25 protein-coding genes are annotated in these 25,705 nt (G+C 66.1%); 11 read left to right on the top strand and 14 right to left on the bottom strand.

The window, feature by feature from the left end:
- Positions 1-121: 121 nt before the first annotated feature.
- The gene (serS, locus tag HTZ84_RS15495) at positions 122-1,501 is read right to left on the bottom strand and encodes a serine--tRNA ligase (protein ID WP_174681507.1); all 1,380 of its coding nucleotides are present in this window, start codon (positions 1,499-1,501) and stop codon (positions 122-124) included.
- A gap of 211 nt (positions 1,502-1,712) precedes the next feature.
- On the opposite strand from serS, the gene HTZ84_RS15490 reads away from it, so the two are divergent.
- The gene (locus HTZ84_RS15490; protein ID WP_174681506.1) at positions 1,713-2,921 is read left to right on the top strand and encodes a potassium channel family protein; all 1,209 of its coding nucleotides are present in this window, start codon (positions 1,713-1,715) and stop codon (positions 2,919-2,921) included.
- 13 nt (positions 2,922-2,934) lie between these two features.
- Here HTZ84_RS15490 and HTZ84_RS15485 read toward each other — a convergent pair whose 3' ends face one another.
- Complete coding sequence (locus HTZ84_RS15485; protein WP_174681505.1) at positions 2,935-3,075, bottom strand: hypothetical protein; 141 nt, start codon at positions 3,073-3,075, stop codon at positions 2,935-2,937.
- 380 nt (positions 3,076-3,455) lie between these two features.
- On the opposite strand from HTZ84_RS15485, the gene HTZ84_RS15480 reads away from it, so the two are divergent.
- Positions 3,456-4,571, top strand: a complete 1,116-nt coding sequence (locus tag HTZ84_RS15480; RefSeq protein WP_174681504.1) for an SDR family oxidoreductase — start codon at positions 3,456-3,458, stop codon at positions 4,569-4,571.
- 45 nt (positions 4,572-4,616) lie between these two features.
- On the opposite strand, the gene crcB is transcribed toward HTZ84_RS15480, so the two are convergent.
- Entirely contained in the window at positions 4,617-4,979 is a 363-nt protein-coding gene (crcB, locus tag HTZ84_RS15475) for a fluoride efflux transporter CrcB (protein ID WP_174681503.1), read from the bottom strand.
- A complete protein-coding gene (locus HTZ84_RS15470; RefSeq protein ID WP_174681502.1) occupies positions 4,976-5,389 on the bottom strand; it encodes a CrcB family protein in 414 nt (137 codons plus the stop codon). Before HTZ84_RS15470 ends, crcB begins: the two co-directional genes overlap by 4 nt.
- Positions 5,390-5,601: 212 nt before the next feature.
- On the opposite strand from HTZ84_RS15470, the gene HTZ84_RS15465 reads away from it, so the two are divergent.
- Positions 5,602-6,513, top strand: coding sequence for a cation diffusion facilitator family transporter (locus HTZ84_RS15465; RefSeq protein WP_174681501.1), 912 nt, complete (start codon positions 5,602-5,604; stop codon positions 6,511-6,513).
- 84 nt (positions 6,514-6,597) lie between these two features.
- On the opposite strand, the gene HTZ84_RS15460 is transcribed toward HTZ84_RS15465, so the two are convergent.
- Positions 6,598-7,941 carry an ATP-binding protein gene (locus HTZ84_RS15460; protein ID WP_254611764.1) on the bottom strand — a complete coding sequence of 448 codons (1,344 nt, stop codon included), beginning with the start codon at positions 7,939-7,941 and terminating at the stop codon, positions 6,598-6,600.
- Between the two features lie 212 nt (positions 7,942-8,153).
- Between HTZ84_RS15460 and HTZ84_RS15455 the strand changes: the two genes are divergently transcribed.
- From HTZ84_RS15455 to HTZ84_RS15445, 3 genes are all read left to right on the top strand, one after another.
- Positions 8,154-9,080, top strand: a complete 927-nt coding sequence (locus tag HTZ84_RS15455) for an MBL fold metallo-hydrolase (protein WP_174681500.1) — start codon at positions 8,154-8,156, stop codon at positions 9,078-9,080.
- A gap of 260 nt (positions 9,081-9,340) precedes the next feature.
- Positions 9,341-11,299 (top strand): AMP-dependent synthetase/ligase, encoded by a 1,959-nt coding sequence (locus HTZ84_RS15450; protein WP_174681499.1) that lies wholly within the window; start codon positions 9,341-9,343, stop codon positions 11,297-11,299.
- Positions 11,300-11,464: 165 nt separating this feature from the next.
- Entirely contained in the window at positions 11,465-13,429 is a 1,965-nt protein-coding gene (locus tag HTZ84_RS15445) for a cation:proton antiporter domain-containing protein (protein WP_174681498.1), read from the top strand.
- Between the two features lie 26 nt (positions 13,430-13,455).
- Here the strand turns inward: HTZ84_RS15445 and HTZ84_RS15440 are convergent, their stop codons facing one another.
- The 4 genes from HTZ84_RS15440 to HTZ84_RS15425 form a co-directional block, all read right to left on the bottom strand.
- Positions 13,456-14,058 carry a magnesium transporter gene (locus HTZ84_RS15440; protein ID WP_174681497.1) on the bottom strand — a complete coding sequence of 201 codons (603 nt, stop codon included), beginning with the start codon at positions 14,056-14,058 and terminating at the stop codon, positions 13,456-13,458.
- Positions 14,055-14,627: a magnesium transporter gene (locus HTZ84_RS15435; RefSeq protein ID WP_174681496.1), complete on the bottom strand. Its 573-nt coding sequence runs from the start codon at positions 14,625-14,627 to the stop codon at positions 14,055-14,057. The genes HTZ84_RS15440 and HTZ84_RS15435 overlap by 4 nt, the downstream gene beginning before the upstream one ends.
- 316 nt (positions 14,628-14,943) lie before the next feature.
- Positions 14,944-15,792, bottom strand: a complete 849-nt coding sequence (locus HTZ84_RS15430; protein ID WP_174681495.1) for a VOC family protein — start codon at positions 15,790-15,792, stop codon at positions 14,944-14,946.
- A gap of 20 nt (positions 15,793-15,812) precedes the next feature.
- Complete coding sequence (locus HTZ84_RS15425; protein WP_174681494.1) at positions 15,813-16,304, bottom strand: DoxX family protein; 492 nt, start codon at positions 16,302-16,304, stop codon at positions 15,813-15,815.
- Between the two features lie 62 nt (positions 16,305-16,366).
- Between HTZ84_RS15425 and HTZ84_RS15420 the strand changes: the two genes are divergently transcribed.
- Positions 16,367-16,723, top strand: a complete 357-nt coding sequence (locus HTZ84_RS15420; RefSeq protein WP_174681493.1) for a winged helix-turn-helix transcriptional regulator — start codon at positions 16,367-16,369, stop codon at positions 16,721-16,723.
- 158 nt (positions 16,724-16,881) lie between these two features.
- On the top strand, positions 16,882-17,151 hold the full coding sequence (locus tag HTZ84_RS15415) for a hypothetical protein (protein ID WP_174681492.1): 270 nt from the start codon (positions 16,882-16,884) through the stop codon (positions 17,149-17,151).
- 15 nt (positions 17,152-17,166) lie between these two features.
- Here the strand turns inward: HTZ84_RS15415 and HTZ84_RS15410 are convergent, their stop codons facing one another.
- Positions 17,167-17,736 carry a DUF2391 domain-containing protein gene (locus HTZ84_RS15410; RefSeq protein ID WP_174681491.1) on the bottom strand — a complete coding sequence of 190 codons (570 nt, stop codon included), beginning with the start codon at positions 17,734-17,736 and terminating at the stop codon, positions 17,167-17,169.
- A gap of 259 nt (positions 17,737-17,995) precedes the next feature.
- Here HTZ84_RS15410 and HTZ84_RS15405 point away from each other — a divergent pair, with 259 nt between their 5' ends.
- A complete protein-coding gene (locus HTZ84_RS15405) occupies positions 17,996-19,687 on the top strand; it encodes an aldehyde ferredoxin oxidoreductase family protein (protein ID WP_174681490.1) in 1,692 nt (563 codons plus the stop codon).
- A gap of 310 nt (positions 19,688-19,997) precedes the next feature.
- On the opposite strand, the gene HTZ84_RS15400 is transcribed toward HTZ84_RS15405, so the two are convergent.
- Positions 19,998-20,381 carry a hypothetical protein gene (locus HTZ84_RS15400; RefSeq protein ID WP_174681489.1) on the bottom strand — a complete coding sequence of 128 codons (384 nt, stop codon included), beginning with the start codon at positions 20,379-20,381 and terminating at the stop codon, positions 19,998-20,000.
- A 564-nt stretch (positions 20,382-20,945) separates the two neighbouring features.
- Positions 20,946-22,082 (bottom strand): thiolase family protein, encoded by a 1,137-nt coding sequence (locus HTZ84_RS15395; protein WP_174681488.1) that lies wholly within the window; start codon positions 22,080-22,082, stop codon positions 20,946-20,948.
- Positions 22,083-22,352: 270 nt separating this feature from the next.
- Between HTZ84_RS15395 and HTZ84_RS15390 the strand changes: the two genes are divergently transcribed.
- Positions 22,353-23,003, top strand: coding sequence for a DUF5806 family protein (locus HTZ84_RS15390; protein WP_174681487.1), 651 nt, complete (start codon positions 22,353-22,355; stop codon positions 23,001-23,003).
- Positions 23,004-23,342: 339 nt separating this feature from the next.
- Complete coding sequence (locus HTZ84_RS15385) at positions 23,343-24,323, top strand: hypothetical protein (protein WP_174681486.1); 981 nt, start codon at positions 23,343-23,345, stop codon at positions 24,321-24,323.
- Positions 24,324-24,374: 51 nt separating this feature from the next.
- Here HTZ84_RS15385 and HTZ84_RS15380 read toward each other — a convergent pair whose 3' ends face one another.
- Positions 24,375-24,893 (bottom strand): DUF7529 family protein, encoded by a 519-nt coding sequence (locus HTZ84_RS15380; RefSeq protein WP_174681485.1) that lies wholly within the window; start codon positions 24,891-24,893, stop codon positions 24,375-24,377.
- A gap of 81 nt (positions 24,894-24,974) precedes the next feature.
- Positions 24,975-25,688 (bottom strand): lipoate--protein ligase family protein, encoded by a 714-nt coding sequence (locus tag HTZ84_RS15375; RefSeq protein ID WP_174681484.1) that lies wholly within the window; start codon positions 25,686-25,688, stop codon positions 24,975-24,977.
- Positions 25,689-25,705: the final 17 nt, after the last annotated feature.

Here is a 25,705-nt window from a genome sequence, read left to right as displayed (position 1 = left end):
TCAAGCTATCTGCTCCCGAACAACGCTATTTATTGCCACACCGAGCCAGTTATGTGACACCGAATCGTCGCTCGGAGCAAGACGGCAGTTTAAGACGAGTCCAGCGGATTGGACGACGCCGTTACTCCCGCTCGCCGGCACCGAGCGCGCTCTCGCCGACCTTCTCGTGGCCCTCGATGACTTCTTTACCGCCCATGTACGGCCGCAGCGGCTCGGGAATCGTCACGGTGCCGTCGTCGTTCTGGTAGTACTCGAGGATGGCCACCATCACGCGCGGAATCGCGACGCCCGAGGCGTTCAGCGTATGGAGGTACTCCGCCGACTCGTGGCGCTCGGGGCGGTAGCGCAGGCCGGCCCGCCGGGCCTGGAAGTCCTCGAAGTTCGAGGCCGTCGAGACCTCGAGCCAGCGGCCGCCCTCCTCGGGGCCGTCGTCCATGTCGTCGGCGGGGGCCCAGACCTCGAGGTCGATCTGTTTTGCGGCCTTGAACCCGAGATCGCCGGTACAGAGCTCGAGCACGCGGTAGGGAAGGCCGAGTCGCTGGAGGACTTCCTCCGCCTCGCCGAGCAGTTCCTCGAGGCGGTCGTAGCTCTCCTCGGGTTCGACGAAGTTGACGAGTTCGACCTTGTTGAACTGATGGACGCGGACGATGCCGCGAGTCTCGGTCCCGTGCTCGCCGGCCTCGCGCCGGAAGTTCGGCGTGTAGGCCTGGTGTTTGAGCGGAAGGTCGTCCTGCAGGAGGATCTCGTCGGCGTACATGTTGGTGACCGGCACCTCCGCGGTGGGACAGAGCCAGAGATCGTCGTCCTCGTACTCCTCCTCGTTGCTGCCCCCCAGCCGGTAGGCGTCGTCGGCGAACTTCGGCAACTGCCCGGTCCCTTGCATCGACTCGCTGTTGATCGGCACCGGCGGGAAGATATCGACGTAGTCCTGCTCGCGGTGGACGTCGAGCATAAACTGGATCAGCGCGTGCTCAAGGCGGGCGCCGTCGCCCTTGAGGAAGTAGAAGCCGCCGCCGGTCGTCTTCGCGCCGCGTTGTTCGTCGATGATGTCCATCTCCTCGCCGAGATCGTAGTGTGGGACGACGTCGTCGGGGACGTCGCGCAGGTCGTCGAAGCCCCAGCGCCGGTCCTCGACGTTGTGGCGCTCGTCGATCCCTTTCGGGACGCTCTCGTGGGGAATCTGGGGCACCTCGAGCAGCCGCTCGTCGAGTTCGTCCTTGAGCTCGTCGGCTTCGGTCTCGACGTCCTCGATCTCCGACTTGAGTTCCTTCGACTGCTCGATCGCTTCCTCGCGTTCCTCGTCTTTCCCTTCGGCGACCAGCTCCCCGATCTGCTGGGTGATCTGGTTGCGCTCGTGGCGGAGTTCGTCGCCCTTGGCCTTCAGCTCGCGCCAGCGCTCGTCGATCTCGAGGATCCCGTCGAGGTCGACGTCGGCGCCGCGGTCGTCGAGGGCCTCGCGTACCTCCTCGGGGTTCTCGCGCAGATAGGTCCGATCGATCATTGCCCGTGGGTTCTCTGTGCCCCGCCAAAACCGTGTCGAAGTACCTTTTTACGCCTCGGATAGCTCGCGAAGGAGCTATCTCTCGGCGCAAAAATCTGCGCTAAAAAGGCCGCCGTCACGGGCGTCGCCGTTCCGGCGGAGAACCGCTCGTTTCACTCGCGGACGGTCACCTCGGGAAACGCTTTTTTCGCCGCGTAACCGAGTTCGTGCTATGGACCCGCTCGAGGGGGAAACGTCGTCGGTATCGATCGAGTACGAGCCGGTCAGCGTCAAGGACGTGCTCGTCGAGATGAAGGACACGGCGGAGCTGCTCATCGACCTCTCGTACTCGGCGGTCCTCCACCGCAACGCCGACCTCGCGCGGGAAGTGCTCCGCTTGGAAGAGCGGATGGACGTGCTCAAGCTCCGGGCGCGGATGAGCCTCATGATGGCCGTCCGCAAGCCGGCCGACGCGGAGGAGTTAGCCCCCGTCCTCGGGATCGTCGCCGCCGCGGACGAGATCAGCGACGCGGCCGGCGACATCGCCAAGATCGTCTTGGAGGAGATGGGGCTGCCCGAGGCCATGCGCGCGGCGCTGCCCGAAGCGGCGGAGACGCTGGTCCGGGGCGTCGTCGATCCCGACTCCGTCTACGCGGATCGCACCCTCCAGGACATCGACCTCGAGTCCGAGACGGGCGTCCGCGTCATCGCCCTGCGCCGGGGAGACGAGTGGCTGCTCAACCCCGGTCCGAACACGACCGTCAAGAGCGATGACGTCGCGCTGCTTCGCGGTCCGGACCCGTCGATCGGCGACGTCTGCGAGGAGCTGACCGGCGACGTCTACGAGTCGCCGTCGGTCGACGACCCCGGCATTCCCGACCTCGAGCGGGCGGTCGACACCATCATCCACATGAAGAACCTCTCGGAGCTGGCGGTCGACCTGGCTTACAGCAGCGTGCTGTTCGACAGCGCCGAACTGGCCGAGGAGGTGCGCAATCTCGAGGTCGAGGTCGACGCCATGCAGTCGCGGTTCGAGGCCTGGACGCTTCGGGCGGCCGCGGACGCGGACGACCCCGTCGTGTTGCGCGGCCTGATCCGCCTGGGAACCAGCACGGAGGCCATCAGCGACGCGGCGATCGACATCAGCGAGGGCGTGCTCCGGGATATCGACGTCCACCCGGTCGTTCAGCTGGCGGTTCAGGAAAGCGACGAGATCATCACGCGCGTCGAGGTCGAGCCCGGCAGCGACCTCGACGGCATCGCCGTGACCGGCGGCGTTCCGAACGTCGAGTCGACCATGTCGGTGATCGCGATTCGGCGGCCCGGCGAGGGCTGGCTGTTGGTCACCGACGCCGACGCCGAACTACAGGGCGGGGACGTCCTCATCTCGAAGGGGACGCGGACGTCCGCGGCGGCGTTCGAGGACCTCGCACAGTCCTGATCGGTCCGCCGGCTCAGTCGGCGTACTCGAGCAGCACGGTCACGAGCTCGAGGTAGACGAGAGCCCCGAGGATGGCGATCACCGCGGCCAGCGCGAACGGGACGAGCGTCTCGCTCCCGTTTCGAATCGGCATCGTCCTGAGGAAGCCGATCATCGACCCGGCCTCCGTTCGCGGCGTTCGGTTCGCGCGCGAGCGTCTCGGTGCGGTGGGATACGGGCGTCTCGGTCCGTTCGGCGCCGGGTATCTCGACGGGGTCGTGGGGCAGGGTCCATACAGACCGAGCCCACGGTCGGACACTTGAAATTCAGTCAGACGTTCGACTGACGGTCTGACGCGTAGCTGACGCGGGCCCGACGTCGGACTCGCGGCGCGTCCGATAGTCCGTCGCTCGAGGCCGACCGACGTCGCCGGCTCGATGTCGACCGAGGCCGACGTCGCCGCTCGAGCCCGCCGGAACGACTGCAGCGGCCGCGGCCATGCCAATACAGGGGCCGAGTGCAAGGCCGATCGAGCCCGTAGTACGGGGACGAACCATGAACGCAGAGCTGAAGCCGCTCGACGAGCAGGTGATCGTGATCACCGGCGCGTCCTCGGGGATCGGGCTGACGACCGCGCGGATGGCCGCCGACCGGGGCGCCAGCGTCGTCGTCGCCGCCCGGAGCGAGGAGGCCCTCCGGCAGTTGACCGCGGAGATCCAGGCGGACGGCGGCGAGGCGACGTCCGTCGTCGCCGACGTCAGCGACCGCGACGACGTCCGCGAGATCCGGCGAGTCGCCGAGGACGCGTACGGCGGCTTCGACACCTGGGTCAACGGCGCGGCCGTCTCCATCTACGGCGAGCTCGAGGACGTTCCGATCGAGGAGATGCGCGACCAGTTCGACGTCAACGTCTGGGGGCTGCTCTACGGCTCGCTCGAGGCCGCCGATCACTTCAAATCCCGCGACCGAGAGGGTGCGATCGTCAACGTCGGCAGCATCGTCTCCGAGCGCGCCATCCTCCTGCAGGGGAGCTACTCGGCCTCCAAACACGCCGTCAAGGGCTTCACCGAGACGCTCCGGATGGAACTCGAGCGCGAGGGCGCGCCCGTCTCGGTGACGCTGATCAAGCCGAGCGCGATCGACACGCCGTTCCCCGACCACGCGAAGAATCACATGGACGAGGAAGCGACGCTGCCGGCGCCGGTCTACGCGCCGGAGACGGTCGCCCGGGCCATCCTCCACGCCGCCGAGAACCCCCAGCACGAGGTGACCGTCGGCGCCGGCGGCAAGCAGATGACCGTCCTCGGACAGCACGCCGCACGCCTGCTGGACAGGGTCATGGAGACCGTCTTCTACCGCCAGCAGCGCACCGGCGATCCGCCCCGTCCCGACGCCGCGGACGGCCTCGAGGAGCCGACCGGCAGCCTCGAGCAGCGCGGCGGCTACGAGGGTCACGTCGCCGAGACGAGCCTCTACACGAGCCTCCGACAGCGCCGGGAACTCCCCGGCTCGAGCGCGCTCGGTGCCGGACTCGTCGCGGGGGCCGTCTACGCGGGGTACAGACTGCTGCGTAACGGCGGCGACTCGAGTCGCGACGCCGCGGCGTCGGCGTCGAAAGCGGAAGCGGAAGCGGACGCGGAGGAACGTCGCCTCGAGATGCCGCGTCTCTGACCGTCGCACCGCTCGTTCTCGAGCCGCCGATCGTCCTCGAGTCGGTCACAGCGGCCCGACGTCGACGATCGCCCACGCGAGACCGATCGCCGACAGCGAGAGCGCGAGGTTGCCGGCCGCGTTAACGACGGCGAGGCGCCGGTCGCCGCGCTCGTACAACCCGACGGTCTCGACGGAAAACGACGAAAACGTAGTGAACGCGCCGCAGATCCCGGTCCCGACCAGTCGGAGCGTCGATTCGCCGGCGCCCGCGAAGAGGGCGAGCGCGAAGCCGAAACTCCCGAGGACGTTCACGGCCAGCGTGGGCCACGGGAACCGCTCGCTGGCTAGCTGTAGCGACACCCAGTGGCGGAGCACGGCGCCGATCGCGCCGCCGATTCCAACGACCAACGCCGGCTCGAGGCTCACGCCGTCTCACCGCCCGTTCCGGGCTCGAGGACCGAACCGAGTCGACGCGCGACGGTTCGCCCCGCGAGGACGCCCGCGAAGCCGAATCCGTAGTTGCCGGCGACGACGGCGACGAGGACGACGGGGTCGGCCGCCAGCGCGGCCTGGAGCGCGAACGTGCTGTAGGTCGTCAGCGACGAGAGCAAGCCGGTGGAGAGACAGAGCCGCGACCGCCGGCCCAGCAGTCCCGCGTACTCGGCCTCGTAGACGATGAAGCCGAGCGCGGTGCTTCCGAGGGCGTTGACCGCGAGCACCGCTCGAACGTCGGACCCCAACCCCATCGCGAAAAAGCGGAGATTCGCCCCGGCGAACGCTCCGACGGCGATCAACGCGAGCGTCTCGAGGCGACCGAACGGATTGTCAGCGGTCATGAGTGGTCGGTAGGGACGGTCGGTCGCCGAGCCCGGTCAGCCGACGAGCGATCGACGAACGGTCCGACCGTCGAATCGAAGACGGTGTGAGTTCTCACACGATCGGTATCAGGATTGCGAAACGACGCCTCGAGCGCTCGGACCGGCGGCGCGTCGTCCCCGCCGTCGACGGAAGGAAAAGAGCCAAGGTTAGACTGGCTCTAGACCGAGCCATGGCCACCGACGGCGCCGGGAGCGGACAGCGGGGCTTTACGCGCGCGGCGGTAGTCAACGTCCTCGGGAACGCGGTGAAGATCGTCGTCGAGGGAGCCGCGGGGTGGCTCTTCGGTAGCGTCGCCCTGCTGGCCGACGCGGCCCACTCGATCGCCGATCTGATCGCGAGCCTCGTCGTGCTCATTTGGGGTCGCAGTTCCTACGACGAGCCCGACGACACCCATCCGCACGGCCACGACCGGATCGAACCGCTGACGGCGCTGTTCGTCGGGGCCGTTATCGCCCTCCTCGGGCTAAACCTGCTCTACGAGTCCGCGCAGGGAATCCTCCACGGCGTCGAGGTCGAGTTCAGCCCGCTCCTGCTCGGGGCGCTCGCGTTCTCGATCGCCGACATGTACCTCGTCTACCGCTACACGACGGCGATCAACGAGGCGCTGAACTCGACCGCGCTCAAGGCGCTGGCGGTCGACTGCCTCAACGACATCTACACCTCCTTCGCCGCCGTCGTCGGCGTCGTCGGCGTCCTGCTGGGCCAGCCGCTGCTCGATCCGATCGCCGGCGGCTTCGTCAGCCTGCTGGTCGTCTACCAGGGCGTCGAGATCGGCCGCGAGAACGTCGACTACCTCATCGGCGCCGCGGCGAGCCCCGAGAAACGGACGGAGATCGTCGAGACCCTCCGCAGCCACCCCGACGTTCAGGGCGTCCACGACCTGACCGTCTTCTACGACGGCACCGTCCTCGAGGTCGAGGTCCACGTCGAGGTCGACGGCGACATGCCCTTCCGGAAGGCCCACGACGTCGAGTCGGATCTGGTCGACCGGGTGCGCGACCTCGAGGACGTCGGGGACGCCCACGTGCACCTCGATCCCTCGGGGATCGGCGAGTGGAAGGAGCGACTCGACGAGCGGTGATCGGCTGATAGTCGCCGCCGAAACGATTTACACACCGATCGCAGGGACGAATGCGATCGGGTGTGTATCGCCGTTCAGCGGCAACTATATTTCGGGACCGTCCCGCGGCGAAGTCGGCCGCGTCCGGTCGATCCCGTCTCGTTCGTTCGGTTTCGTCTCGGTCGGTTCCCGATCGGCGGAGATCGTCTCCGTCGTCGACTCCCGTTTTCGTCTCCCACTGGCGACGACAGCCGTTTCGGCGTCGGCCGTCCGCTGCGATCCGACGGCCGCCGCCACCGGATCCGAATCGGTTCGACGACGATCCGGGGGCTCGGTGGTTCGCTCGCCGCCGGCCCGCGATAGCGTCACGGCGAAGACGCTCCCGTCGGGTCCGGTCTCCGCGAGATCGACGCGCCCGCCGTACCGCGTCGCCAGAATCCGGACGAGGTACAGCCCCAACCCGTGGTTGTCGGACCGGCGGTCGAACAGCGCCTCTCGGACGGGCGTCGGAATGCCGGGCCCGTCGTCCGCGATCCGGACGGTAACGGTTTCGTCCGTCGTCGCGACCGTCACCTCGACGCGGGGCGACTCGCCGTCGTTGTGTTCGACGGCGTTCTCGAGGAGGTTCGCGAAGATCCACCCGATCCCCTCGTTCCCCTCGACGCGCACGCCGTCCGGAACCGACGCTTCGACCTCGACGTCGTCGAACCGCCGCTCTACGTCCGCTATCTCGTCGGACAGGACGTCGTCGAGCGCGACGACGGCGCGGCCCGCCGACGGCTGCGTCGCGTTCAACATCGCGCGGATATCGTCGATCACGTCGGTCAACTTCTCGCTTTCGCGGTCGATCGCCTCGAGCGACCCTCGCGTCGAATCGTCGGCCTCCTCGAGGAGCAACGTCGCGTGGCCGCCGATGATCTGGGTGCTGTTCAACACCTCGTGGCGCAGGAGGTCGCTGAGGTACGTGAGCAACTCGCGGTCCTCCTCGAGTTGCTCGGCGCGGGCGACCGCGGCCGTCGCCTCGACCTCCCGCTGGATCGCTCGCGCTTCGACGTAGCCGACGAGAAAGCCGGCTCCGGCCCCCGCGTTCAGCGAGAACTGCGCCCAGGCGAGGTTACCGGCGAGACCGTTCCAGGGGAACAACGCCATGACGAAGCCGTTGACCGCCAGAAAGACGATCGCGCCGCCGAAAGACCACCGAACGACTCGCCCGTACCGGTCGCGGCTGATACCGCTCCGGACGAGCTTGCGTCCGGCCCAGACGAGCGCGAGCGCGGGGAGGAAGACGGTAACGAGCCCGACGACGACCGCCGTCGGAGTGAGCAGCGACCGAAACCAGAGACACCACGCGCCGAATCCGCCGGCGGACAGGAGCCCGAGCCCGCTGACCGCCCGGGGAAGCACCCGCGCCGATCGCTCGGCCCGTCGGCGCCTCGGCGCGCCGCTCATGATCCCCCCACTGCCGAACCGCCCGCGAGCCGTAACGGCATCTGCGATAGCCAACGCAGGCCGGTGTAAAGTCTGTAACGACTTTGATTAGTTCGGTCGGACCGCTGACCGACGTCCCGCGGCGACGGCGCCCCTCAGATACCGTACGCGACCGATCGGTGTCGATCGCCGGCGGGGCCAGCCTTTATCTCCGACGCTGACGGGATACCAGTATGGCCACGGAGATCGGTGCGGTACGCGAGGTGACGGCCGGCGACTGTACGGACTGTTACTACATCGACACGGGAATGTACGATACCCCGGAGTACGGCGCCGTCTACATCGTCGACGACGACCGGCCCGCCGTCGTCGAGACCGGGCTCGGAACTAACCACGAGCTGATCCTCGAAGCCCTCGAGGAGCTCGGGATCGGCCGCGAGGAGCTCGCGGCCGTCGCGGTCACGCACATCCACCTCGACCACGCCGGCGGCGCGGGCTTCCTCGCCGAGGCGTGTCCGAACGCGGACGTCTACGTCCCGTCGCCGGGCGCGGGACTGCTCGTCGATCCGACACGGCTGGTCGAGGGGACGAAAGCCGCCGTCGGCGACCAGTGGGAGTTCTACGTCGAACCGACGCCGATCGACGAGGACCGAATCGTCGAAATCGAGGACGGGGATACCGTCGACCTCGGGGCCCACGAGCTGCGGGTCCACGAGGCGCCGGGCCACGCCTTCCACCAGGTCGTCTTCGAGGACCCCGCGAACGACGCCGTCTTCACGGGCGACGCCGCGGGTATCTGGGTTCCCGAGACCGAGGAGATCCGGGAGACCTCGCCGCCGTCGGACTTCCACCTGGAGCAGTGTCTCGAGGACGTCGAGACCCTGAAATCGATCGACCCGGACGTCCTCCTCTACACGCACTTCGGGCCCCGCGAGGTCGGCGACGACGCCGCGGACGCGCTCGACGCGTACGCGACCGTCCTCGAGGAGTGGGTCTCGACCGTCGCGGCGAAGCGCGCGGAACTCGAGGACGACGCGGCCGTGATCGACTACTTCGCCGACTCCGAGGAGATGGCCGACGTCTGGGGGGAGCGCAAGGCCGGCGCCGAGGCCGCGATGAACGCGCGCGGCGTCCTCGGTTACCTCGACGAGCGCGACTGATACGGTCTGCTGTAAGTCATTTCCGGCGCAACCGCGACCCGTTCTGCGGTTGCGCCAGTAAATCGTTACAGCAGACCGTATGAACGGACTCGAGTCCGTCGACGGTCGAGGAGCGACCAACCCGTCGAGAGTTTTCGTCACGGGCGATCGATCGGCCCGTACAGCCGCTCTCGGAACGGTTCGGGAATCGAACTGTGCTGCAGGGTAACTGACCGCAGTTTTAGCACGTTTTATCGCTCGGGAGGTACTGTCACGCGTATATGGACTGGCGGGACGCGGAACGAGAGTACGAGGACGAGACCATCCGGGAGACGACGCTCGGACGGATGTTCGAACGCTCGGCCGAGCGAAACGCGAACCGACCGGCCCAGCGGTACAAGGGCGGCGTCTACGATCGATCGCTGACCGATTCGGTGATCCGGCCCGCGACTCCCGGCGAGTTCCGTCCGCTCTCCTACGCGGAGATGCGCGATATCGTGCGCAAGCTCTCGGCGGGCTTTCACGACCTCGGTATCGACGCCGGCGACCGCGTTGGCCTGTTCGCGAACACCCGAATGGAGTGGGCCCAGTGTGACTTCGCCCTCCTCAGCGCGGGCGCCGCCGTCACGACCGTCTACACGAGCTCCTCGCCGAGACAGGTCGCGTACCTGCTCGACGACCCCGACGCCGACGCCGTCGTCGTCGAGAACGAGGAGCTCCTCGAGCGAGTCCTCGAAGTCGAGGACGAACTCGACCTCGAGTTCGTCGTCTCGATCGACGAGCTCGACGGCTACGACGACCGCGCCGACGTCTACACGCTCGACGAGGTCTACGACCGCGGCGCTGAGACGTTCGACCTCGAGGCCTACGAGGAGCGACTCGACGCGGTCGAACTGGACGATCTGGCGAGCCTGATCTACACCAGCGGGACGACCGGCCGGCCGAAGGGCGTCCGGCTCACCCACTGGAACTTCCGGTCGAACGTCAACGCGATCCGCAAGCGGTTCGCCCGAAGGCCGGACCGGGACGACGACGTGCCGACGTTAGACGAGGAGTCGCTGGCGATGTCGTACCTGCCGCTGGCCCACGTCTTCGAGCGGACGGCGGGTCACTTCGTGCTGTTCGCCAGCGGCTCCTGTATCGCCTACGCCGAGAACCCGGACACGCTCCGGGAGGACTTCAGCACCGTCGGGCCGACGACGGCCACGAGCGTCCCCCGGGTCTACGAGAAGATCTACGACGGCATCCGCGAGCAGGCCAGCGAGTCCGGCGCGAAACAGACGATCTTCGAGTGGGCGACCGACGTCGGCGTCGCGTACCAGCAGGCCGACTCGCCCGGACCGCTCCTCCGGGCCAAGCAAGCCATCGCCGACAAACTCGTCTTCTCGACGGTTCGCGAGGCGCTGGGCGGGAACATCGATCTGCTGATCAGCGGCGGCGGCAGCCTCTCGACGGAGCTCTGTCGGCTCTATCACGCCATGGGACTGCCCATCTTCGAGGGGTACGGGCTGACCGAGACCTCGCCGGTCGTCTCGACGAACCCGCCGGACGCCGCGGAGATCGGCACCATCGGACCGGCGCTGTCCAACGTCGACCTGAAGGTCGACGAAACCGTCGCCGATCAGGAGGCGTTCGACGACGATCCCGGCGAGGTCGGCGAACTCCTCGTCGCGGGGCCGAGCGTCACCGAGGGCTACTGGAACAAGCCCGGCGCGACCCAGGGCGCGTTCGCGGAGGGCGACGACGGCACCCGGTGGTTCCGCACTGGCGACATCGTCCACCGCCGGCCCGACGGCTACCTCGAGTTCCGGGACCGGCTCAAGCAGATCATCGTCCTCTCGACGGGGAAGAACGTCGCGCCCGGGCCGATCGAGGACGCCTTCGCGGCCAGCGAGGTCGTCGAGCAGGCGATGGTCGTCGGCGACGGCGAGAAGTTCATCGGCGCGCTGCTGGTCCCCAACACGAACCACGTCCGCGAGTGGGCCGACGAGGAGGGGATCGACCTGCCCGACGACCCCGAGGCGATGTGCGACGACGAGCGCGTCCGCGAGCACGTTCAGGAAGAGGTCAACCGCGTCAACCAGCAGTTCGAGAAACACGAGACGATCAAGCGGTTCGAACTCGTCCCCCAGGAGTTCACCGAGGAGAACGACATGCTGACGCCGACGATGAAGAAGAAACGGCGGGTCATCCTCGAGCGGTTCGAGGACCGCGTCGATCGGATCTACGCCGAGAACTGACCGCCACCGGACGGGCGCGGCTCACATCGGTCGGTGGTATCGTACCACGCACGGAGGGCGAGAGCGCCCTCACAGGAGTTAACAGGCTGGACTGATTCTTTCGATACGAATGGTCGCAATCGCAGTGTCACCGTGTCGACCGTCCGCGGACCGCCAGTCGCGACTATGACGGCCGCAGGAGGCGGCGGCGATCTCCTCTTACTGGTCGCCACGATCGTCGGACTCGGCGTCTTCTCGCAACTGCTTTCGGCACGGTTTCGGGTACCGAGCATCATCTTTCTGCTCACGGCGGGCGTCCTTCTGGGACCGTCGGGGATCGGCAAATGGCTCCCGATCGCCACGGAGGCGATCGTCGGTCCCAGCAACGTCCCCCCGTCGATCGCGACGATGGAGCCGTTCGTGACTCGAGAGACGTTCGGCCCGGCGCTCTCGACAATCGTAGGCCTCTCGGTCGCGATCATCGTCTTCGAAGGGGCGTTTCACCTCAAAGCCGAGAAGATCAAGGAGGCGCCGCGGGCCGTCCTGCGGTTGACGACGATCGGTGCGGTGATCGCGTTCATCGGGACCGCCGCCGCGGTCCGATTCTTCATCGGCGCAAACTGGGATATCAGCCTGCTGATCGGCGCCCTGCTGGTCGCGACCGGACCGACGGTCGTCACGCCGATCCTGACGGTCGTCCCCGTCCGCGATCGGGTCGCGGCGACCCTCGAGACCGAGGGGATCGTCAACGACGTGACGGCGGCGATCCTCGCGATCGTGCTGTTCAAGGCGATGACCATCCAGGAGATCCACGCCGACGTCTACCTCCAACTGTTCGCCGAGCGGCTCGGAACGGGGCTGCTCGTCGGCGTCGTCGTCGCTGCGATCGTCTGGGCGGTCTTGCAGTACGTCGACATCTCGCCGGACAACGCGCCACGAAACGCGCGGCTGCTCACGCTGGCCGGCGCGATCGTCGCCTTCGGGACGGCCGATTTCGTGTTCTCCGAGGCCGGCGTCGCGGCCGCGGCGACCGCCGGACTCATCCTCGGGAACGCCGATCTCCCCTACGAGGAGGAGATAGCGGCGTTCAAGGGCGATATCACGCTGCTCGTGCTCTCCTTCGTCTTTATCACCCTCGCGGCCTTGCTCGAGTTCGACCAGCTATTCGCGCTCGGACTCGGCGGCGTCGCCGTCGTCGCGGCCGTCATGTTCGTCCTGCGGCCGCTGCTCGTTCTCCTCTCGACTCGCGGCGATCGCTTCACGTTCCGAGAGCGACTGTTCATGAGTTTCGTCGGCCCCCGGGGGATCATTCCCGCCTCGGTCGCGACGCTGTTCGCGATTCGGCTACAGACGGGGGGAGCGGGGAACGCACCGACGAACGCGGCCGGCGCGGATCTGCTCGTCGGGACGGTCTTTCTCGTCATCTTCGTGACGGTCGTCCTCGAGGGCGGGTTCGCCAGACAGATCGCGGAAAAACTGGACGTGATACCAATGCGTGTACTCATCGTCGGCGGCGGCCGCGTCGGTCGCTCGCTGGCAGAACGACTGGAAGCGCGCGGCGAAAACGTAGTCATCATCGAGGACAACCAGACGGTCCTCAAGCAGCTCCGTAACGACGGATTCACCGCTCGCAAGGGTGACGGGACCAACGTCGACGTGTTACGCGAGGCGGGCGCGGAGAACGCCAAGACCGTCGTCGCGGCGACCGGCGACGACGACGCGAACCTCCTCGTGGCCCAGCTCGCGAAGTCGAGTTTCGACGTACAGAAAGTGATCGCCCGGGCGAACGAACCCTCGAACGCGACGGCGTTCGAGGATCTCGGCGTCGAGACCATCTCGGCGGCCGAGTCGACCGCGTGGGCGATCGACAACCAGATCGAACGGCCGGCGCTGTCGGACTGGATGTCCGAACTCGGCCGGTCCGGCGACGTACAGGAGATCGAGGTGACCCACGAGGATCTGGTCGGCAAGCGGATCGCCGACATCGGCGGCGAGTTACCGAACGGCGTCCTCATCGCGCTGGTGAGCCGGAACGGGACCGACGAGGTGCCGACGCCGGACGTCGAACTTCAGCGGGGCGATCACATTACGCTCATCGGTCGGAGCGAGGCGGTCCGCGAGGCGATCGAACAGTGCGGAACGCCCGTGTAGGCCGATGGCTGCGGACTAAGCCGTGATCACAGCACGACCGTGACCACGCCGAAGAGGATCAACACGCCGGTGATGTCGCAGACGTTCGTGACCACGGGGATCGTCGTGTCATCGGGGTCGTAGCCGAGTCGATAGGAGAGGTAGACCGCGACCGTACTGACGAGGACGACCCAGATCGCCAGCAGCATCCCGCTGACGATCGTGATCACCAACAGCGTCCCCAGCCCGAGGCTCCCGCCGAGCACTCGTCCGATCCCCCACGCGGCGAATCCCAAGAGGACGAAGACGGTCGCCGCTAGCCCGATCACGGCCCCGACGTTGGCGCGGATATCGGGGTTGGTCGGCGAGAACTCGAGCGTCCCGAGGTGGAGTTGGGTCGACAGCCGCGCGCACATGATCGATCCCAGGTTGCCCGCCGTGCCGATCATCACCGGCACGAGGACGAGCAACGACGGGTACACCAGCAACTGCTCCTCGAACGACTCGAGGACGGTCCCCGAGACCATCTGCAGGACCGAGAGCGCGATCAGCAGCGGGACGAGCGTCGAGACGATCCCGCTGACGGTCCACTCCTCGGAGATCTCCTCCGCCGACTCGTCGCGGCGGGCCCCGTTGCCGCCGGCGCTCACAGCACCACCCCCGCGACGGAGATCCCGATCAACAGGAAGACGACGCCGAAGACGTCGCCGACGGTCGTCACGACCGGGCCGATGACGTTGTCCGGATCGAGGCCGCGGCGGTACCCCTTGAAGATCACCGTCAGCAACACCCCCAACATCGCGAACGCGGAGAGCAGGGCGGCGACGATCAGGACGATGAGCAACTCGAGTAAGTTCGCCTCTCGGCCCAGCACGAGCAACACGCCCCAGCTCAATACCGCGATGAACACCGAAACGATCATCCCGTTGCAAAAGGAGGCGACGATGGCGTTTCGCAGGCGGTCGTTCCACTCGAAGTGGGGATCGATCAGCCCCTGGTGGAGGCCGCTCGAGAGGCGCGCGCCGAGCGAGCCGTAGACGCCGCCCCGCGTCGCGAGAAAGGCCGGCAGCAACAGCAGGATCCCGGGGACGCTCTCGATTCCCTCACGCATGGCCTCGGTACCCAGCAGCGTGCCGGAGAACAGTCCCGCAACGAGGCTGACGAGGATAATCGGTAGCGCCTGCCTGTAGACGTCGATGGCCGAGTCCTGGCCCAGCATCTGTCTGAAGGTCTGTGGCCGCTGCATTAAGCGTTGGTCTCTCCGATGGTCGCGCCGGGTCCCATTCGCGGGTTGCCATCGGATCGCAGACGACTCGAGAAACGGAGACGCGTCGCGTCGGTGAACGTTACCGGACCAGTATCACTCGCCACGTCGCTCGCCAGCGCGCGATGGCAGTCGTCGGTACGCTGATTTCGGTCTGCAGAACGACGGCTGAAGTTGAACCGCTCGATTCAGTAATATCTGCGTCTTGACCACCAATCATTCTCTCAGGTGGTTTTGGTATTCATAAGAATGCGTAGAACGGAGCGAGAAGCTACGTTTCGATTCGGAACCGCACCTCGATCTCGTTTGGCCCTGTGACCGCGATGCCCTTCTCTGTCTCAGTTGCCGGATACTGACCGTCTGCAATTCGGGCCTGGATTGCGTCAAGGGCCGCTGTATCGGGAAGGAGTACTTCGAACCAAGATAACCCTCTCCCTTCGACTGGTCCGGCCCGCTGGTTCCACGTGTTCGCACCGATGTGGTGGTGGTAGCCCCCAGCAGACACGAATACTGCGCCTGGCTCGTCCACTTGTACCTCGAACCCGACCGTGTCCACGTAGAACTCACGGAACGCCTCCAACGAGGACACCTCGAGGTGAACGTGCCCAATGTCCGTTCCAGCAGGGAGTCCTGAGTCACCAGCGGCAGCACCTTCCACCGTTTCAAGATCGAGGGGATACGTACCCATACGAACGCTCCCGTCATCGCTGCGAGGCCAGTCCTCACGAGGACGATCTCGGTAGATCTCGATGCCGTTGTCCTCCGGATCAGTCAGGTACAGTGCCTCGCTGACACCGTGGTCGGACGCGCCGCCGAACTGCCAGTGCTCCCGAATGCGAGCTAACGCGTCACCCAGCGCCTCACGCGAGGGGACCCGAAACGCGTTGTGAAAGAGCCCAGCACCTGACCTGTGTCGGTGGAGTCCATCTTCTTCCCCCTCCAAGATGAGGAGAGAGGTGTCCTCGACACCGAGAACGGAACCGGTGTCGGTGCGATGGAGCACATCGAGCCCAACGACATCCCGGTAGAACCCAGTCATCTCTTCGAGGTCGTTGACGCGGAGTGCGGTCCGTCCGATACGTGTTTGCTGGGGGAGTACGTTTGTAGTTATTGATGACATTATGCAAACAGGAGCGCTGTTTATCTGTCTGTGGCTCTCGACTGAGAGGAGTCACGGGTCCGGTCCTCTTGGTCGGACAACGCCTGTTCGATCGAAAGCGCCCCGGGACCACTCAAGACGAGCGCTACTGCGATCAAGGATAGCACGAGCGTCAATTCGATACCATCACTCCCGGCCGGATACCCGTTGGGAAGGTGGTACAGCACTGTGGCGACGAACATGTTGATGGCGATCAACGCGCTCGTGATTCGAACGGCTAAGCCGGCCAGTAGTAAGATACCACCAACAAGTTCGAGGAGGCCGACGCCCCATGCCATAATCGTGGGAAGCGGAACGCCGAGACTCGCCACAAAGCCTGCGAAGCCCGAGATCCCCATCGCTTTCGGTCCGATTGCGAAGACTTTGCCGACGCCTGCGACAAGCATCGTAATCCCAAGGGCTAGTCGGATGAAAACCGGACTCCACCGCGCAGCCGTCCCGGATGGACGTTCCGTCGAGTGTTGTAGTTCCATTACATCACCTGGTTGGACCCCAAACCGCTTAATAGATCAGGAAACGAGGGTGTAACCAAGTAATGACGACCCAACCACCCGGCGATGAGACGGAGGAAAAGACCGACGCTGAACAGCAAAATTCGGACCTCTGCAACGTCGTTGGAGCAGTCGAAGAGATAGGTACCGAGTGGAAACTTATTACCCTCCATAACTTACGAGACGGAGAAATGCGGTTCAACGAACTCAAACGGTCAACAGGTGCGAGTTCCTACACACTGTCTCGTGTCCTCGACGACTTGGAAGAGAAGGGATTCGTCGAGAACCGCAAGGAGTTGGAGTCGCCAGTCGCCAGTTACTATACGCTGACCGAGAAGGGAGCCAACCTCTCTCCCGTGTTCGAGGCATTAGATGACTGGGGAGCTGAATGGCTTGAATAGACCGAACTGTCTAAGTCTCCGAGTTGCTAACTGTTTACTCTATACTGAACGTGGGTACCACGACTAACGCTGCATCCCAAAACCGCGCGACGAGCTACTGATAATGGCTGCACTCGTTCGCCCCGCCGCTTTATTCGGTCGCCCGAGTGGCTGCCGGCATGATCGCTCCCCGCCGGTCGTCGTTTCGGACGACCGCCACCGCCCTCCACCCCGGCACGACCGTCCGCTACTACTACCGCACCGGCGACTCGCTGGCGACCGTCGTCGAGTACACCGAACGGTTCGTCACCTTCGTCGGGCCGAACTGCGACGGCCGGTTCACCCACGACCAGATCGATCGCCTGCTCGAGGACGACCGCCTCGAGGTCGTCCTCGACGACGAGATGCACCTGCCGGACGACGAGCCGAAACCGCTGCGTTCGGACTGAAACGGCCAGCGTCGCTCACGACTCGCCGGGCAGGATGTCGCCCAGCGAGCCCCCGAGCGCCATCGCGGTGAAGACGACCGACACCTGACAGAGGTTCACCCACGGCTCGTCCCACGCGATCCGTCCCCACAGCGTCATCAGGCCGGCCGCGGTGGCGAAGGCGATCCCGCAGACCCAGACCGGCCGCCGCGGGACGACGCCGAAGTAGGGGTTGTGGATCTGGACCTCCCGGAAGTCGGCCACGTAGAGGATGCCGACGACCAGGCCGACCGCCATCGCGAGGTTCGCGAGGAACGCGGCCGGATGGGCCGCGAGGAACCGGCCGATTTCGAAGACGCCGTCCTCGACGAGCATCGGCATCCCGATGACGACGCTGCCGACGAACGCCTCGGCCTTGTCCTTGCGGGTGAACTGCGTGATCACCTTCCCGACCACGGCGTTGTGCGAGAGGCGGCGGACGAGCCGTCGCGTCCGGCGCACTTCCGTCCGCTCGTCGGCCGTGTCGACCGTCTCCTCTAAGGCCTCGAGTTGTTCGTACAGATCGTCTAACGTCGGGTCGTCCGGCTGACCCTCCGATGCGGACATACGCGGTCTCTCACACTACCGGGGCTAAAGTACGTCGGACGCGTTATCTCGGCACCGTCTCTCGCAACGGAGCCGTCTCTTCCGGTGGAAGCGACGCGGCCGCCGATGCGTTCCGGGTATCACGACCGCTCGAGGCCGCCCGGTCCGAGATCGGGACGCCGTCGCGTATCGGTTTCTGTCCTCGACATATACACTATCCATGTACGGGTGTAACAGGAACCGATACCATTTTGCGCCCGCGGACGGTACTCACACACATATGAAACACGTCCAGGGACCGCTGTGTACGATCGATGTCGGGGAGCGGACGATGCGAACCGAGGAGATCGACGACCTCCTCGAGTCGTTCTTGGGCGGCCGCGCGCTCGGGACGAAACTCGCACACGATCGAATCCCGTTCGACGTCGACCCGCTGGGGGCCGACAACCACGTGTTCTTCGCGACCGGCCCGCTCCAGCACTCGACGATGAGCTTCACGGGCCGGATGTCGGCGACGGGCGTCTCGCCGCTGACCGGCGGGCTGCTCTCCTCGAACGCCGGCGGCTTCCTCTCGCGGAACTTCACCGGCACGGGCTACAGCGCCGTCGAGGTCACCGGCGCGAGCGACGAGCTCGTCATCGTCCACGTCACCGACGAGGGCGTCGAGTTCGAGGCCGTACCCGAACTGGAGGAAGCGACGGTCCCCGAGACCTGCGAGTACATCGCGGACGAACACGGCCTTGAGTCCGAACACACGGTCGTCGTCGGTCCCGCGGGCGAGAACGAGGTCCGCTTCGCCTCGATGATGACCTCCGAGGAGCGCGCGTTCGGTCGCGGCGGACTGGGCGCCGTTCTGGGATCGAAGAACGTGAAGGCGATCACCTTCGACGGCGACTCAACCCGCGAGGTCGAGATTCCGGCCGCCCAGATGGAGATCCACGGCGAGGCCGCCCAGGCCGACCACCCGATGAAGGAGTCGGGGACGACCTCCGTCACGGAGTACGCCAACATGGTCGAGGCGCTGCCCAGCTACTACTTCTCGGAGCTCTCCTTCGAGGGGATCGACGGCGTCAACGGCGACCGCGTCGCCGAGAAGAAGTACAAGAAGGGGACCTGTTCGGCCTGCGCGTTCGCCTGCAAGCTGCCGACCAGAGACGAGGAGTCGGGCCTCGAGACGGAGGGTCCCGAGTACGAGACGCTGATGGCCTTCGGCCCGAACTCCGGCGTCGACGACATCGTCGACGTGATGAAATCGAACAAGCTCTGTGACGAACTCGGGCTGGACACGATCTCGGCCGGCGACGCCGTCGCGGCCTACCTCGCGAGCGAGGACGAGTTCGGCAACGCCGATCTGATCCACGACCTCGTCGAACAGATCGCCTACCGCGAGGGCGTCGGCGACCGGCTCGCGGAGGGGATCGACCGCTTCCACGAGGATCTCGGCGTCGAGAACTGGACCGTCAAGGGGATGGAGTTCCCCGCCCACGACGGCCGCACCCTGAACGGCCAGGGGCTGTCCTTCGCCACCTCCAACCGCGGCGCCGACCACATGTACGCCGAGTTCTACCCATACGAGTACCCGCTCGTCGACGCCGACGACGCCTTCGACAAGTCGGGTCTGGAGGGCAAGCCGCCGAAGGTCGTCGAACTCGAGAACATCAACGCCGTCAAGGACAGCGCCGTCCTCTGTAAGTTCTCGCGGGACTTCGTCACCGAGGAACGCTTCGAGATCCTGCTGGACGCCGACTACGAGGACCTGCTGGCACTCGGCGGCACCGTCGTCTCCCTCGAGCGCCACTTCAACAACCAGCGCGGCTTCGACCGGAGCGACGACACGCTCCCCTACGAGATTCCGGACTTCGAGCGGGGACTCGAGGAGTACTACGACGAACGCGGCTGGGAGGCCGACGGGACGGTCCCCGCCGAACGTTTCGAGGGTCCCGACTTCGGCGCGGCGCCGGCCGACGACTGAACGGCCGGACGGCTTCCGCCCCGTTTTTCGACTGTCAGCCGTCTACACGGTTCCGTGCGAGACAACCGCGGTCTCGAGCCTGCGGGGAACCAGCGGTTTCGAACTGTGTGCGTTCTCGAGAGCGATCGCTCGAGCGGATCGTCGTTCGACGGGCGCGAAAACCGGTAGAGAGGGAGGAGGATCCCACGGACACGAACAGAGTGAGAGGCAATCGAGTGTATCCGCGGGACAGTCATTCCTTCGCTCGCGATGAGATGACCGTTCGTCTGAACCTGTCCCGTTATTTTAAGCGCTCGAGGGCGGCGACCCGCTACCGACCGTCGCGCGCCTCGTCGTCTCCGCCTCGCTCTGCGCGGTCTCGAGGCGGGTCCTCACCGCCGGTCTCGTCCCAATCGTCCTCGTCGACCGACAGGCGGTCGTCTCCGCGGGAGGGCAAGGGCGCGTCGTCGGCCCGCGAGGGGTGGATGTTGAAGTTGTTCCCGCGGTAGGGGTCGTCGTCCGGCTCGTAGGAGAGCTCGCTGCGCTCGAAGAGGTAGATGAAGAAGCCGAAGAGCGGGATGCAAAACGTGATGGCCGCCCACTTTGTCGGCGGCTCGAGGCCGACCCGTCCCGCGTCGTAGTAGGCCACCGCCGTGAGCCCGAGGTGCCAGGCGAGGGGGATCCCCACGATGATTGCCAGCAAGGGCGCGCTCATACTAGCCTCGTCGGACTCGAGCTATCTAAATACCCGGTCGTACGGCGGGTTCGTTCGCGATCGGACTCGAGTCGACGCGGTTCGAGGGGACGGATCGGACTCGACAGTTCTCCTCGCCACCGACGAGTCGAGCGTTCCGGTAGCCGCGCGGATTCGAGCGGTGCGATCGCCGGAGACGACTCGAGCGTTCCATTCATCGATGAGGAGGCAAGCGTTCTGCTATCGTGGACACGGGGAGTTCCACACCCTCCCCAGCCGATTCACTCACTCCCTTCGGTCGTTCGTTCATCCCTCGCGCAGCGTCGTCGATCGGTCCTCGTTTTCACTCGGTCCGATCGACAGCGCGCGCCACCGCACGGAGCTGTCTCTCGGCACTCGTCGGTCGTTCGGGTTCGCGAAGAACTCCGGAATTCGGACGGGTCGATGCAGCCAGCGTCGTGGATCGTCTCAGTTACCGTCGAACTCGATCGCCACACCCTGACGCGACCACCTTTTGTCTCGCTCGTCACTCCGTTCCTCGCTCGCGATTCCGTGGTTCTCGGCCGCTGGCCTCCGAACTGCGCTTCAGTTGACGTCGAACTCGATCGCCGCACCCTGTCCGAAGCCGACGCAGAGCGTCGCCAGTCCGAGGCCGCCGCCGCGCTTCTGGAGTTCGTTGATCAGCGTGACGGGGAGGCGCGCGCCCGAGGCCCCCAGCGGGTGGCCGAGCGCGATGGCGCCGCCGTTAACGTTGAAGATCTCGGGATCGATGCCGAGTTCGTCGCGGGAGTACAGCGACTGGCTGGCGAAGGCCTCGTTGAGTTCGACGAGGTCGTACTCGTCGATGTCGCGGCCGTTGCGCTCGAGCAGCCCCTTCGTCGCCGGGACCGGACCGATCCCCATGACGGTCGGGTCGACGCCGGCGACGTTGTTCTGACCGACTTCGGCCAGGATCTCGAGGTCGTGTTCCTCGGCGAAGGCCTCGCTCGTGATGAGCAGGGCGGAGGCGCCGTCGGAGATCTGGGAGGCGTTGCCGGGCGTGACGGTGCCGTCGTCCTTGAAGACGGTCGGCAGTTCGGCGAGTTTCTCGGCGGTGGTGCCGGGACGCAGACCCTCGTCTTCCTCGACGGTGCCGTCCTCGGTCTCGATCGGGACGATCTCGTCGTCGAAGCGGCCCGACTCGGTGGCCTCGACGGCGTTTTGCTGGCTGCGAGCGGCGTACTCGTCCTGTTCCTCGCGGGAGATGCCGTATTCCTCGGCGACCTTCTCGGCGGTCATCCCCATCTGGAGGTCACCGAGATCGTACAGTTCGGCGAGTTTCGGGTGAATGTGTTCGAAGCCGCCGCCCATCGGGACGCGGCTCATGCTCTCGACGCCGCCGGCGATGATGGCGTCGCGGTTGCCGGCCGCGATGGCGTCGGAGGCGGAGATGACCGACTGCATCGAGGAGGCACACCAGCGGTTGATCGTCGTCGCCGGCACGTTCTCCCCGAGTTCCGACAGCAGGGCGATGACGCGGGCGAGGTTGTTGTCCTGCTCGCCGCGCTGCTGCGCACAGCCCCACATCAGATCATCGATTTCGTCGCCGGAGAGCCCGGTCTCAGCCAGAATCTCGTCGATCAGCGGTACCGAGAGGTCCTCGCTGCGGACGTCCGCGAACACGCCGTCCTCTTTCCCCTGCGGGGTCCGTACTGCCTCGACCACGACTGGCGTCTGTGACATATACTACCGAACGACCCTGACGGACTTAAATCCGGTCGAACTCCCGTACACGTTCGAACCGTTTACGTGCCGCTCGAGGCTCATATCCGGGTTTTCCGCCGAAACGATCGCGAGCCGATCGGTCTCGATTCGCGTTTCGTCGGGGCGCCGCCGAACCGACTCCTCCGGCCGCGCGAGTCGACGGGAGCCAGTGTGGCCGGACCGCGATCGTCCGCCGACGCGAGGGTCCCCTTCCGAACGCTTATCTCGGATTACTGGTAATACGCGGCCATGGACGAGGACGGACTGGACGCCTCCCGGTTCGCGGCCGACGACGAATCGCCCTCCCGAGCGGACACCGACCCCGAATCCGACGCGAGCGCCGACGACGCGGACGGCGACGGACCGATGCCGAACGTTCCGGATCCCGATCCCCAGGAGAACGACGTGCCGGAGGACGTACAGAAGTACGCCCGCTTTACGAAGATGGACGGCGCGCAGTACGACCGGGTCAACGAGTTCCTTCGGGACCGCACCTACGTCACCGCCCGCGAGTGGGCCATCGCCCGCCTCTGTTCGGACTTCCGGACCGAGACCGGCGTCGAGATGACGAAGATCGGCGAGAACCTTCCCGAACTGGTCCCCTTCATGACCGACACCTACACCCCGCAGGCGGTCAATCAGGCCCGCGCTTCCTTCGAGGAGAAGGTTCGCAAGGCGGGCGCGACCTTCCTCTACGGCGCGATGTGCGACTTCTTCACCGCCGAGGAACTCGACGACGTCATGTACGAGTCGACCGAGGTCGCCAAGTTCCTGCTGGAGGTCGAAGGCGTCGACCTCTCCGTCGAGGAGGAACTCGAGGCCGAGGAGCGCATCTCGAGCGTGATGCGCGAGGTTCGCGAGGCGAGCGAGGAGTTGCGAGAGCGAGAGGACGAGGAGTGACCCCGCCGTTCACGCTCCGCCTTCCGTAATAACGGAGCGCCTGTCCGCTGTTATTCGCAAGCAAACGACTTATGCGCACCAGCAGGACGCCGGTTCTCGTGACGCGTCTCGGCGACCGTAACACCCGAAATCGATTCGTCTTCCGACCGAGCGTCGGACAGATTCCGGCTCGTATCGCGCCGTAGCGTCCGAGTGCACTCGTTGATCGATCGATCGCGAGTAGTCTCACTACGACGACAGTTCTGCGCACACCAATTGTTAGTGTTACTATGTGATGCCGACCTTATTCTGGGTAGCGAAATCGATACAATTAGACACTACTCCGCAACACCAATCCGGATGGCTACAAATACTACTGACGAAGCGAATCGAGGAGAAGACGATAACGGAGACGGACCGGCCGAGAAGACGACGGGCGCCGGCGTGACCAGACGTCGGACGCTTCAGATGGGCGGGCTCGTCGGCGCGGGCGGCCTGCTCGGTGCCGCCGGGCTCGGAACCGATACGGCAACGGCGGATTGCAGCCACCCGGACAGCATCGTTCACCTCGATTACGACGACTACGATAGCTGGGACGACGTCTACCGGATGTCGAACGGCGATCCCGACAATCTCACGCTCGTCTCGAGTCCGACGGCGTCCGGGGAGAGCGCCCTGCAGTTGCGCATTCGAGAAGACGCCCACTGGGGTCTGAGCACGCACTACGACTTCGACGACGGGCTGTTCGAACTCAACGGACGCGTCAACTTCGCGCTGAACAGCAACTGGGCGATGTCCGGGCGCGACGCGCCGACGAACTGTCGCCTCTGGAACTGCGCGATCGCGAGGGGCGAAGGCAGCGCCGGCGGCGGTCGGCCCGACGGCACCAACGGCTGGAGCAATCGCATGTACGTGTCCACCAAAGACACCGATCCGGAGGGACCGTTCCACCTCCTCTCGAACACCTACCACATGGGCGACGGTGACGAGGGTATCGGTGACCACGATTATCTCGTCGACGGCGAGAAGTACGCGCTCGGATCGCCGGAAATCGAACCCGGCGTGTGGTACGAATTCGAGTACTACGTGCGCGTGAACACGATCACCAACGGCGAGGCGAACCACGACGGGGTCGTTCGCTACTGGCTCGACGACGACCTCGTTTTCGAGCGCAAGGACATTCCGTTCACGGAGGACCTCGACGACAACATCATCGACACGACCGGCCCCGTCGGGCACTACGGCGGACGGTACACCGCTCCGAAAAACCTCTACGCCTACTACGACGATCACTCGATGGCGCTGAACGGCGAACTCGAGTTCGAGTACGGCGGGTGCTGAAACGGCGGCGAGCTCCCGTCGGTCCTGACGACCGCGACGATCCCGTCCCCCCTACCAGTTTCGCACGTCGGCTTCCTCGAGAAACAGCGACGGGTCGTCGTGGGAGAAACTGACCCAGTTCGCGGGTTCGTCGTCGGTCGTCGCCCCGGCCGCTTCGGTCGGCGTCACGTGAACGAACACTTCCTCCGCCGCGAGCGCCGTTTCGAACACCGATCGGGTCGTCTCGTCCTCGAAATCGTATCGCAGCGGGACGAAAACGGCGGTTTCGGTATTCTCGTCGCGCTCGATGACGAGCGCGATCCGCCCCTCGTCGTCCGACTCGGGCGGGCGGTAGTAGACGTCGGCCGCGGTGACGGTCACGTCCCCCCCGTCGATCAGGGACTCGACGAGGTCGTACTCCTCGTCGGAGACGCCGACGTCGAAGCCGGTCCGTTCCTCGCAGTCGATCGGGGCGACGGCCTCGGGTTCCAACACGACGGCGTCCCAGCCGTTGTCTCGGAACTCCTCGGCGATGGCCGCCGCGTCCTCGAGGAGTTCCGTCCACCGCGAGGCGTCGTCGGTTGTCGTCATCGATCTCCCTCCGTCCGCGCTCGCGCTCGAGCCTCCATACTCGGGTCGGTGGACGGCGAGGGAAAAAACGTTGTCTCCTGGTCACTCGCTCGCCGCGACCGGTTCGACCGCGACGGTCGCCGCGTCGCCGACCAGCGCGTCCTCGAGCGCCGCGCGGACGACGGCGGGGTCCGACGGGCCGCCCGCAGACGCGACGGTGCCGACCGTATCGGGATCGAACGGGACCTCGAGCGCGCCGTATATCGCCTCGAGAACGGCCGCGAGCCGGTCTCGATTCGCGACGAGGACGATCCCGGCGACGACGGCGGCGTCCTGCCGAACGCGCTGGGCGATGCCGACGACCTTTCGCGGCTCGTCGTTCGCGTCAGGGAGCGACAGCGAGTGCGTTCCGGGACAGAAGGAGTCGTCGGGCTCGCCGCGAACGGGATCGAGGCCGCCCTCGAGCGATCGGAGCGCGTCCTCGACGGCCGCCGTCGCGCGTTCGTACCGATCGTCGGTCCCGCGCCGGAAGTCCGCGACCGGTTCCGCGCGGGCGAAGGCGAGCGACGTCTCGCCGTCGTAGGCGACCGCTCGACCGCCGACGTCGCGCTCGACCGGCGGGAACTCGCGCGCTCGAGCCCGCTCGCGAGCGCGGTCGTACCCCTCGAGCCGCCGGTCCCGACGGCCGAAGGCGACCTGTCGGTGGGGCGCCCAGACGCGCACCGCGGGCTCGCCGGCGGCGGCCAGCGAGAGGAGCCGTCGGCTGGCCTCGCGGTCGGTCTCGATCGTCGCCGCGCGGCCGCGGAGCACTCGCATCGTGTGTCGCGTCGATT

The sequence above is a fragment of the Haloterrigena gelatinilytica genome, assembly GCF_013342145.1.
Classification (GTDB): domain Archaea; phylum Halobacteriota; class Halobacteria; order Halobacteriales; family Natrialbaceae; genus Haloterrigena; species Haloterrigena gelatinilytica.
The sequence above is the reverse complement of the archived record's forward strand: the minus strand, read 5'-3'. Positions and strand labels throughout refer to the sequence as shown.

Bases quoted from the DNA above. Each gene is read 5' to 3' on its own strand.
- serS (WP_174681507.1), bottom strand. From the start codon at position 1,501: ATGATCGATCGGACCTATCTGCGCGAGAACCCCGAGGAGGTACGCGAG.
- HTZ84_RS15490 (WP_174681506.1), top strand. From the start codon at position 1,713: ATGGACCCGCTCGAGGGGGAAACGTCGTCGGTATCGATCGAGTACGAG.
- HTZ84_RS15485 (WP_174681505.1), bottom strand. From the start codon at position 3,075: ATGATCGGCTTCCTCAGGACGATGCCGATTCGAAACGGGAGCGAGACG.
- HTZ84_RS15480 (WP_174681504.1), top strand. From the start codon at position 3,456: ATGAACGCAGAGCTGAAGCCGCTCGACGAGCAGGTGATCGTGATCACC.
- HTZ84_RS15470 (WP_174681502.1), bottom strand. From the start codon at position 5,389: ATGACCGCTGACAATCCGTTCGGTCGCCTCGAGACGCTCGCGTTGATC.
- HTZ84_RS15465 (WP_174681501.1), top strand. From the start codon at position 5,602: ATGGCCACCGACGGCGCCGGGAGCGGACAGCGGGGCTTTACGCGCGCG.
- HTZ84_RS15460 (WP_254611764.1), bottom strand. From the start codon at position 7,941: ATGAGCGGCGCGCCGAGGCGCCGACGGGCCGAGCGATCGGCGCGGGTG.
- HTZ84_RS15455 (WP_174681500.1), top strand. From the start codon at position 8,154: ATGGCCACGGAGATCGGTGCGGTACGCGAGGTGACGGCCGGCGACTGT.
- HTZ84_RS15450 (WP_174681499.1), top strand. From the start codon at position 9,341: ATGGACTGGCGGGACGCGGAACGAGAGTACGAGGACGAGACCATCCGG.
- HTZ84_RS15445 (WP_174681498.1), top strand. From the start codon at position 11,465: ATGACGGCCGCAGGAGGCGGCGGCGATCTCCTCTTACTGGTCGCCACG.
- HTZ84_RS15435 (WP_174681496.1), bottom strand. From the start codon at position 14,627: ATGCTGGGCCAGGACTCGGCCATCGACGTCTACAGGCAGGCGCTACCG.
- HTZ84_RS15430 (WP_174681495.1), bottom strand. From the start codon at position 15,792: ATGTCATCAATAACTACAAACGTACTCCCCCAGCAAACACGTATCGGA.
- HTZ84_RS15425 (WP_174681494.1), bottom strand. From the start codon at position 16,304: ATGGAACTACAACACTCGACGGAACGTCCATCCGGGACGGCTGCGCGG.
- HTZ84_RS15420 (WP_174681493.1), top strand. From the start codon at position 16,367: ATGACGACCCAACCACCCGGCGATGAGACGGAGGAAAAGACCGACGCT.
- HTZ84_RS15415 (WP_174681492.1), top strand. From the start codon at position 16,882: ATGATCGCTCCCCGCCGGTCGTCGTTTCGGACGACCGCCACCGCCCTC.
- HTZ84_RS15410 (WP_174681491.1), bottom strand. From the start codon at position 17,736: ATGTCCGCATCGGAGGGTCAGCCGGACGACCCGACGTTAGACGATCTG.
- HTZ84_RS15405 (WP_174681490.1), top strand. From the start codon at position 17,996: ATGAAACACGTCCAGGGACCGCTGTGTACGATCGATGTCGGGGAGCGG.
- HTZ84_RS15400 (WP_174681489.1), bottom strand. From the start codon at position 20,381: ATGAGCGCGCCCTTGCTGGCAATCATCGTGGGGATCCCCCTCGCCTGG.
- HTZ84_RS15395 (WP_174681488.1), bottom strand. From the start codon at position 22,082: ATGTCACAGACGCCAGTCGTGGTCGAGGCAGTACGGACCCCGCAGGGG.
- HTZ84_RS15390 (WP_174681487.1), top strand. From the start codon at position 22,353: ATGGACGAGGACGGACTGGACGCCTCCCGGTTCGCGGCCGACGACGAA.
- HTZ84_RS15385 (WP_174681486.1), top strand. From the start codon at position 23,343: ATGGCTACAAATACTACTGACGAAGCGAATCGAGGAGAAGACGATAAC.
- HTZ84_RS15380 (WP_174681485.1), bottom strand. From the start codon at position 24,893: ATGACGACAACCGACGACGCCTCGCGGTGGACGGAACTCCTCGAGGAC.
- HTZ84_RS15375 (WP_174681484.1), bottom strand. From the start codon at position 25,688: ATGCGAGTGCTCCGCGGCCGCGCGGCGACGATCGAGACCGACCGCGAG.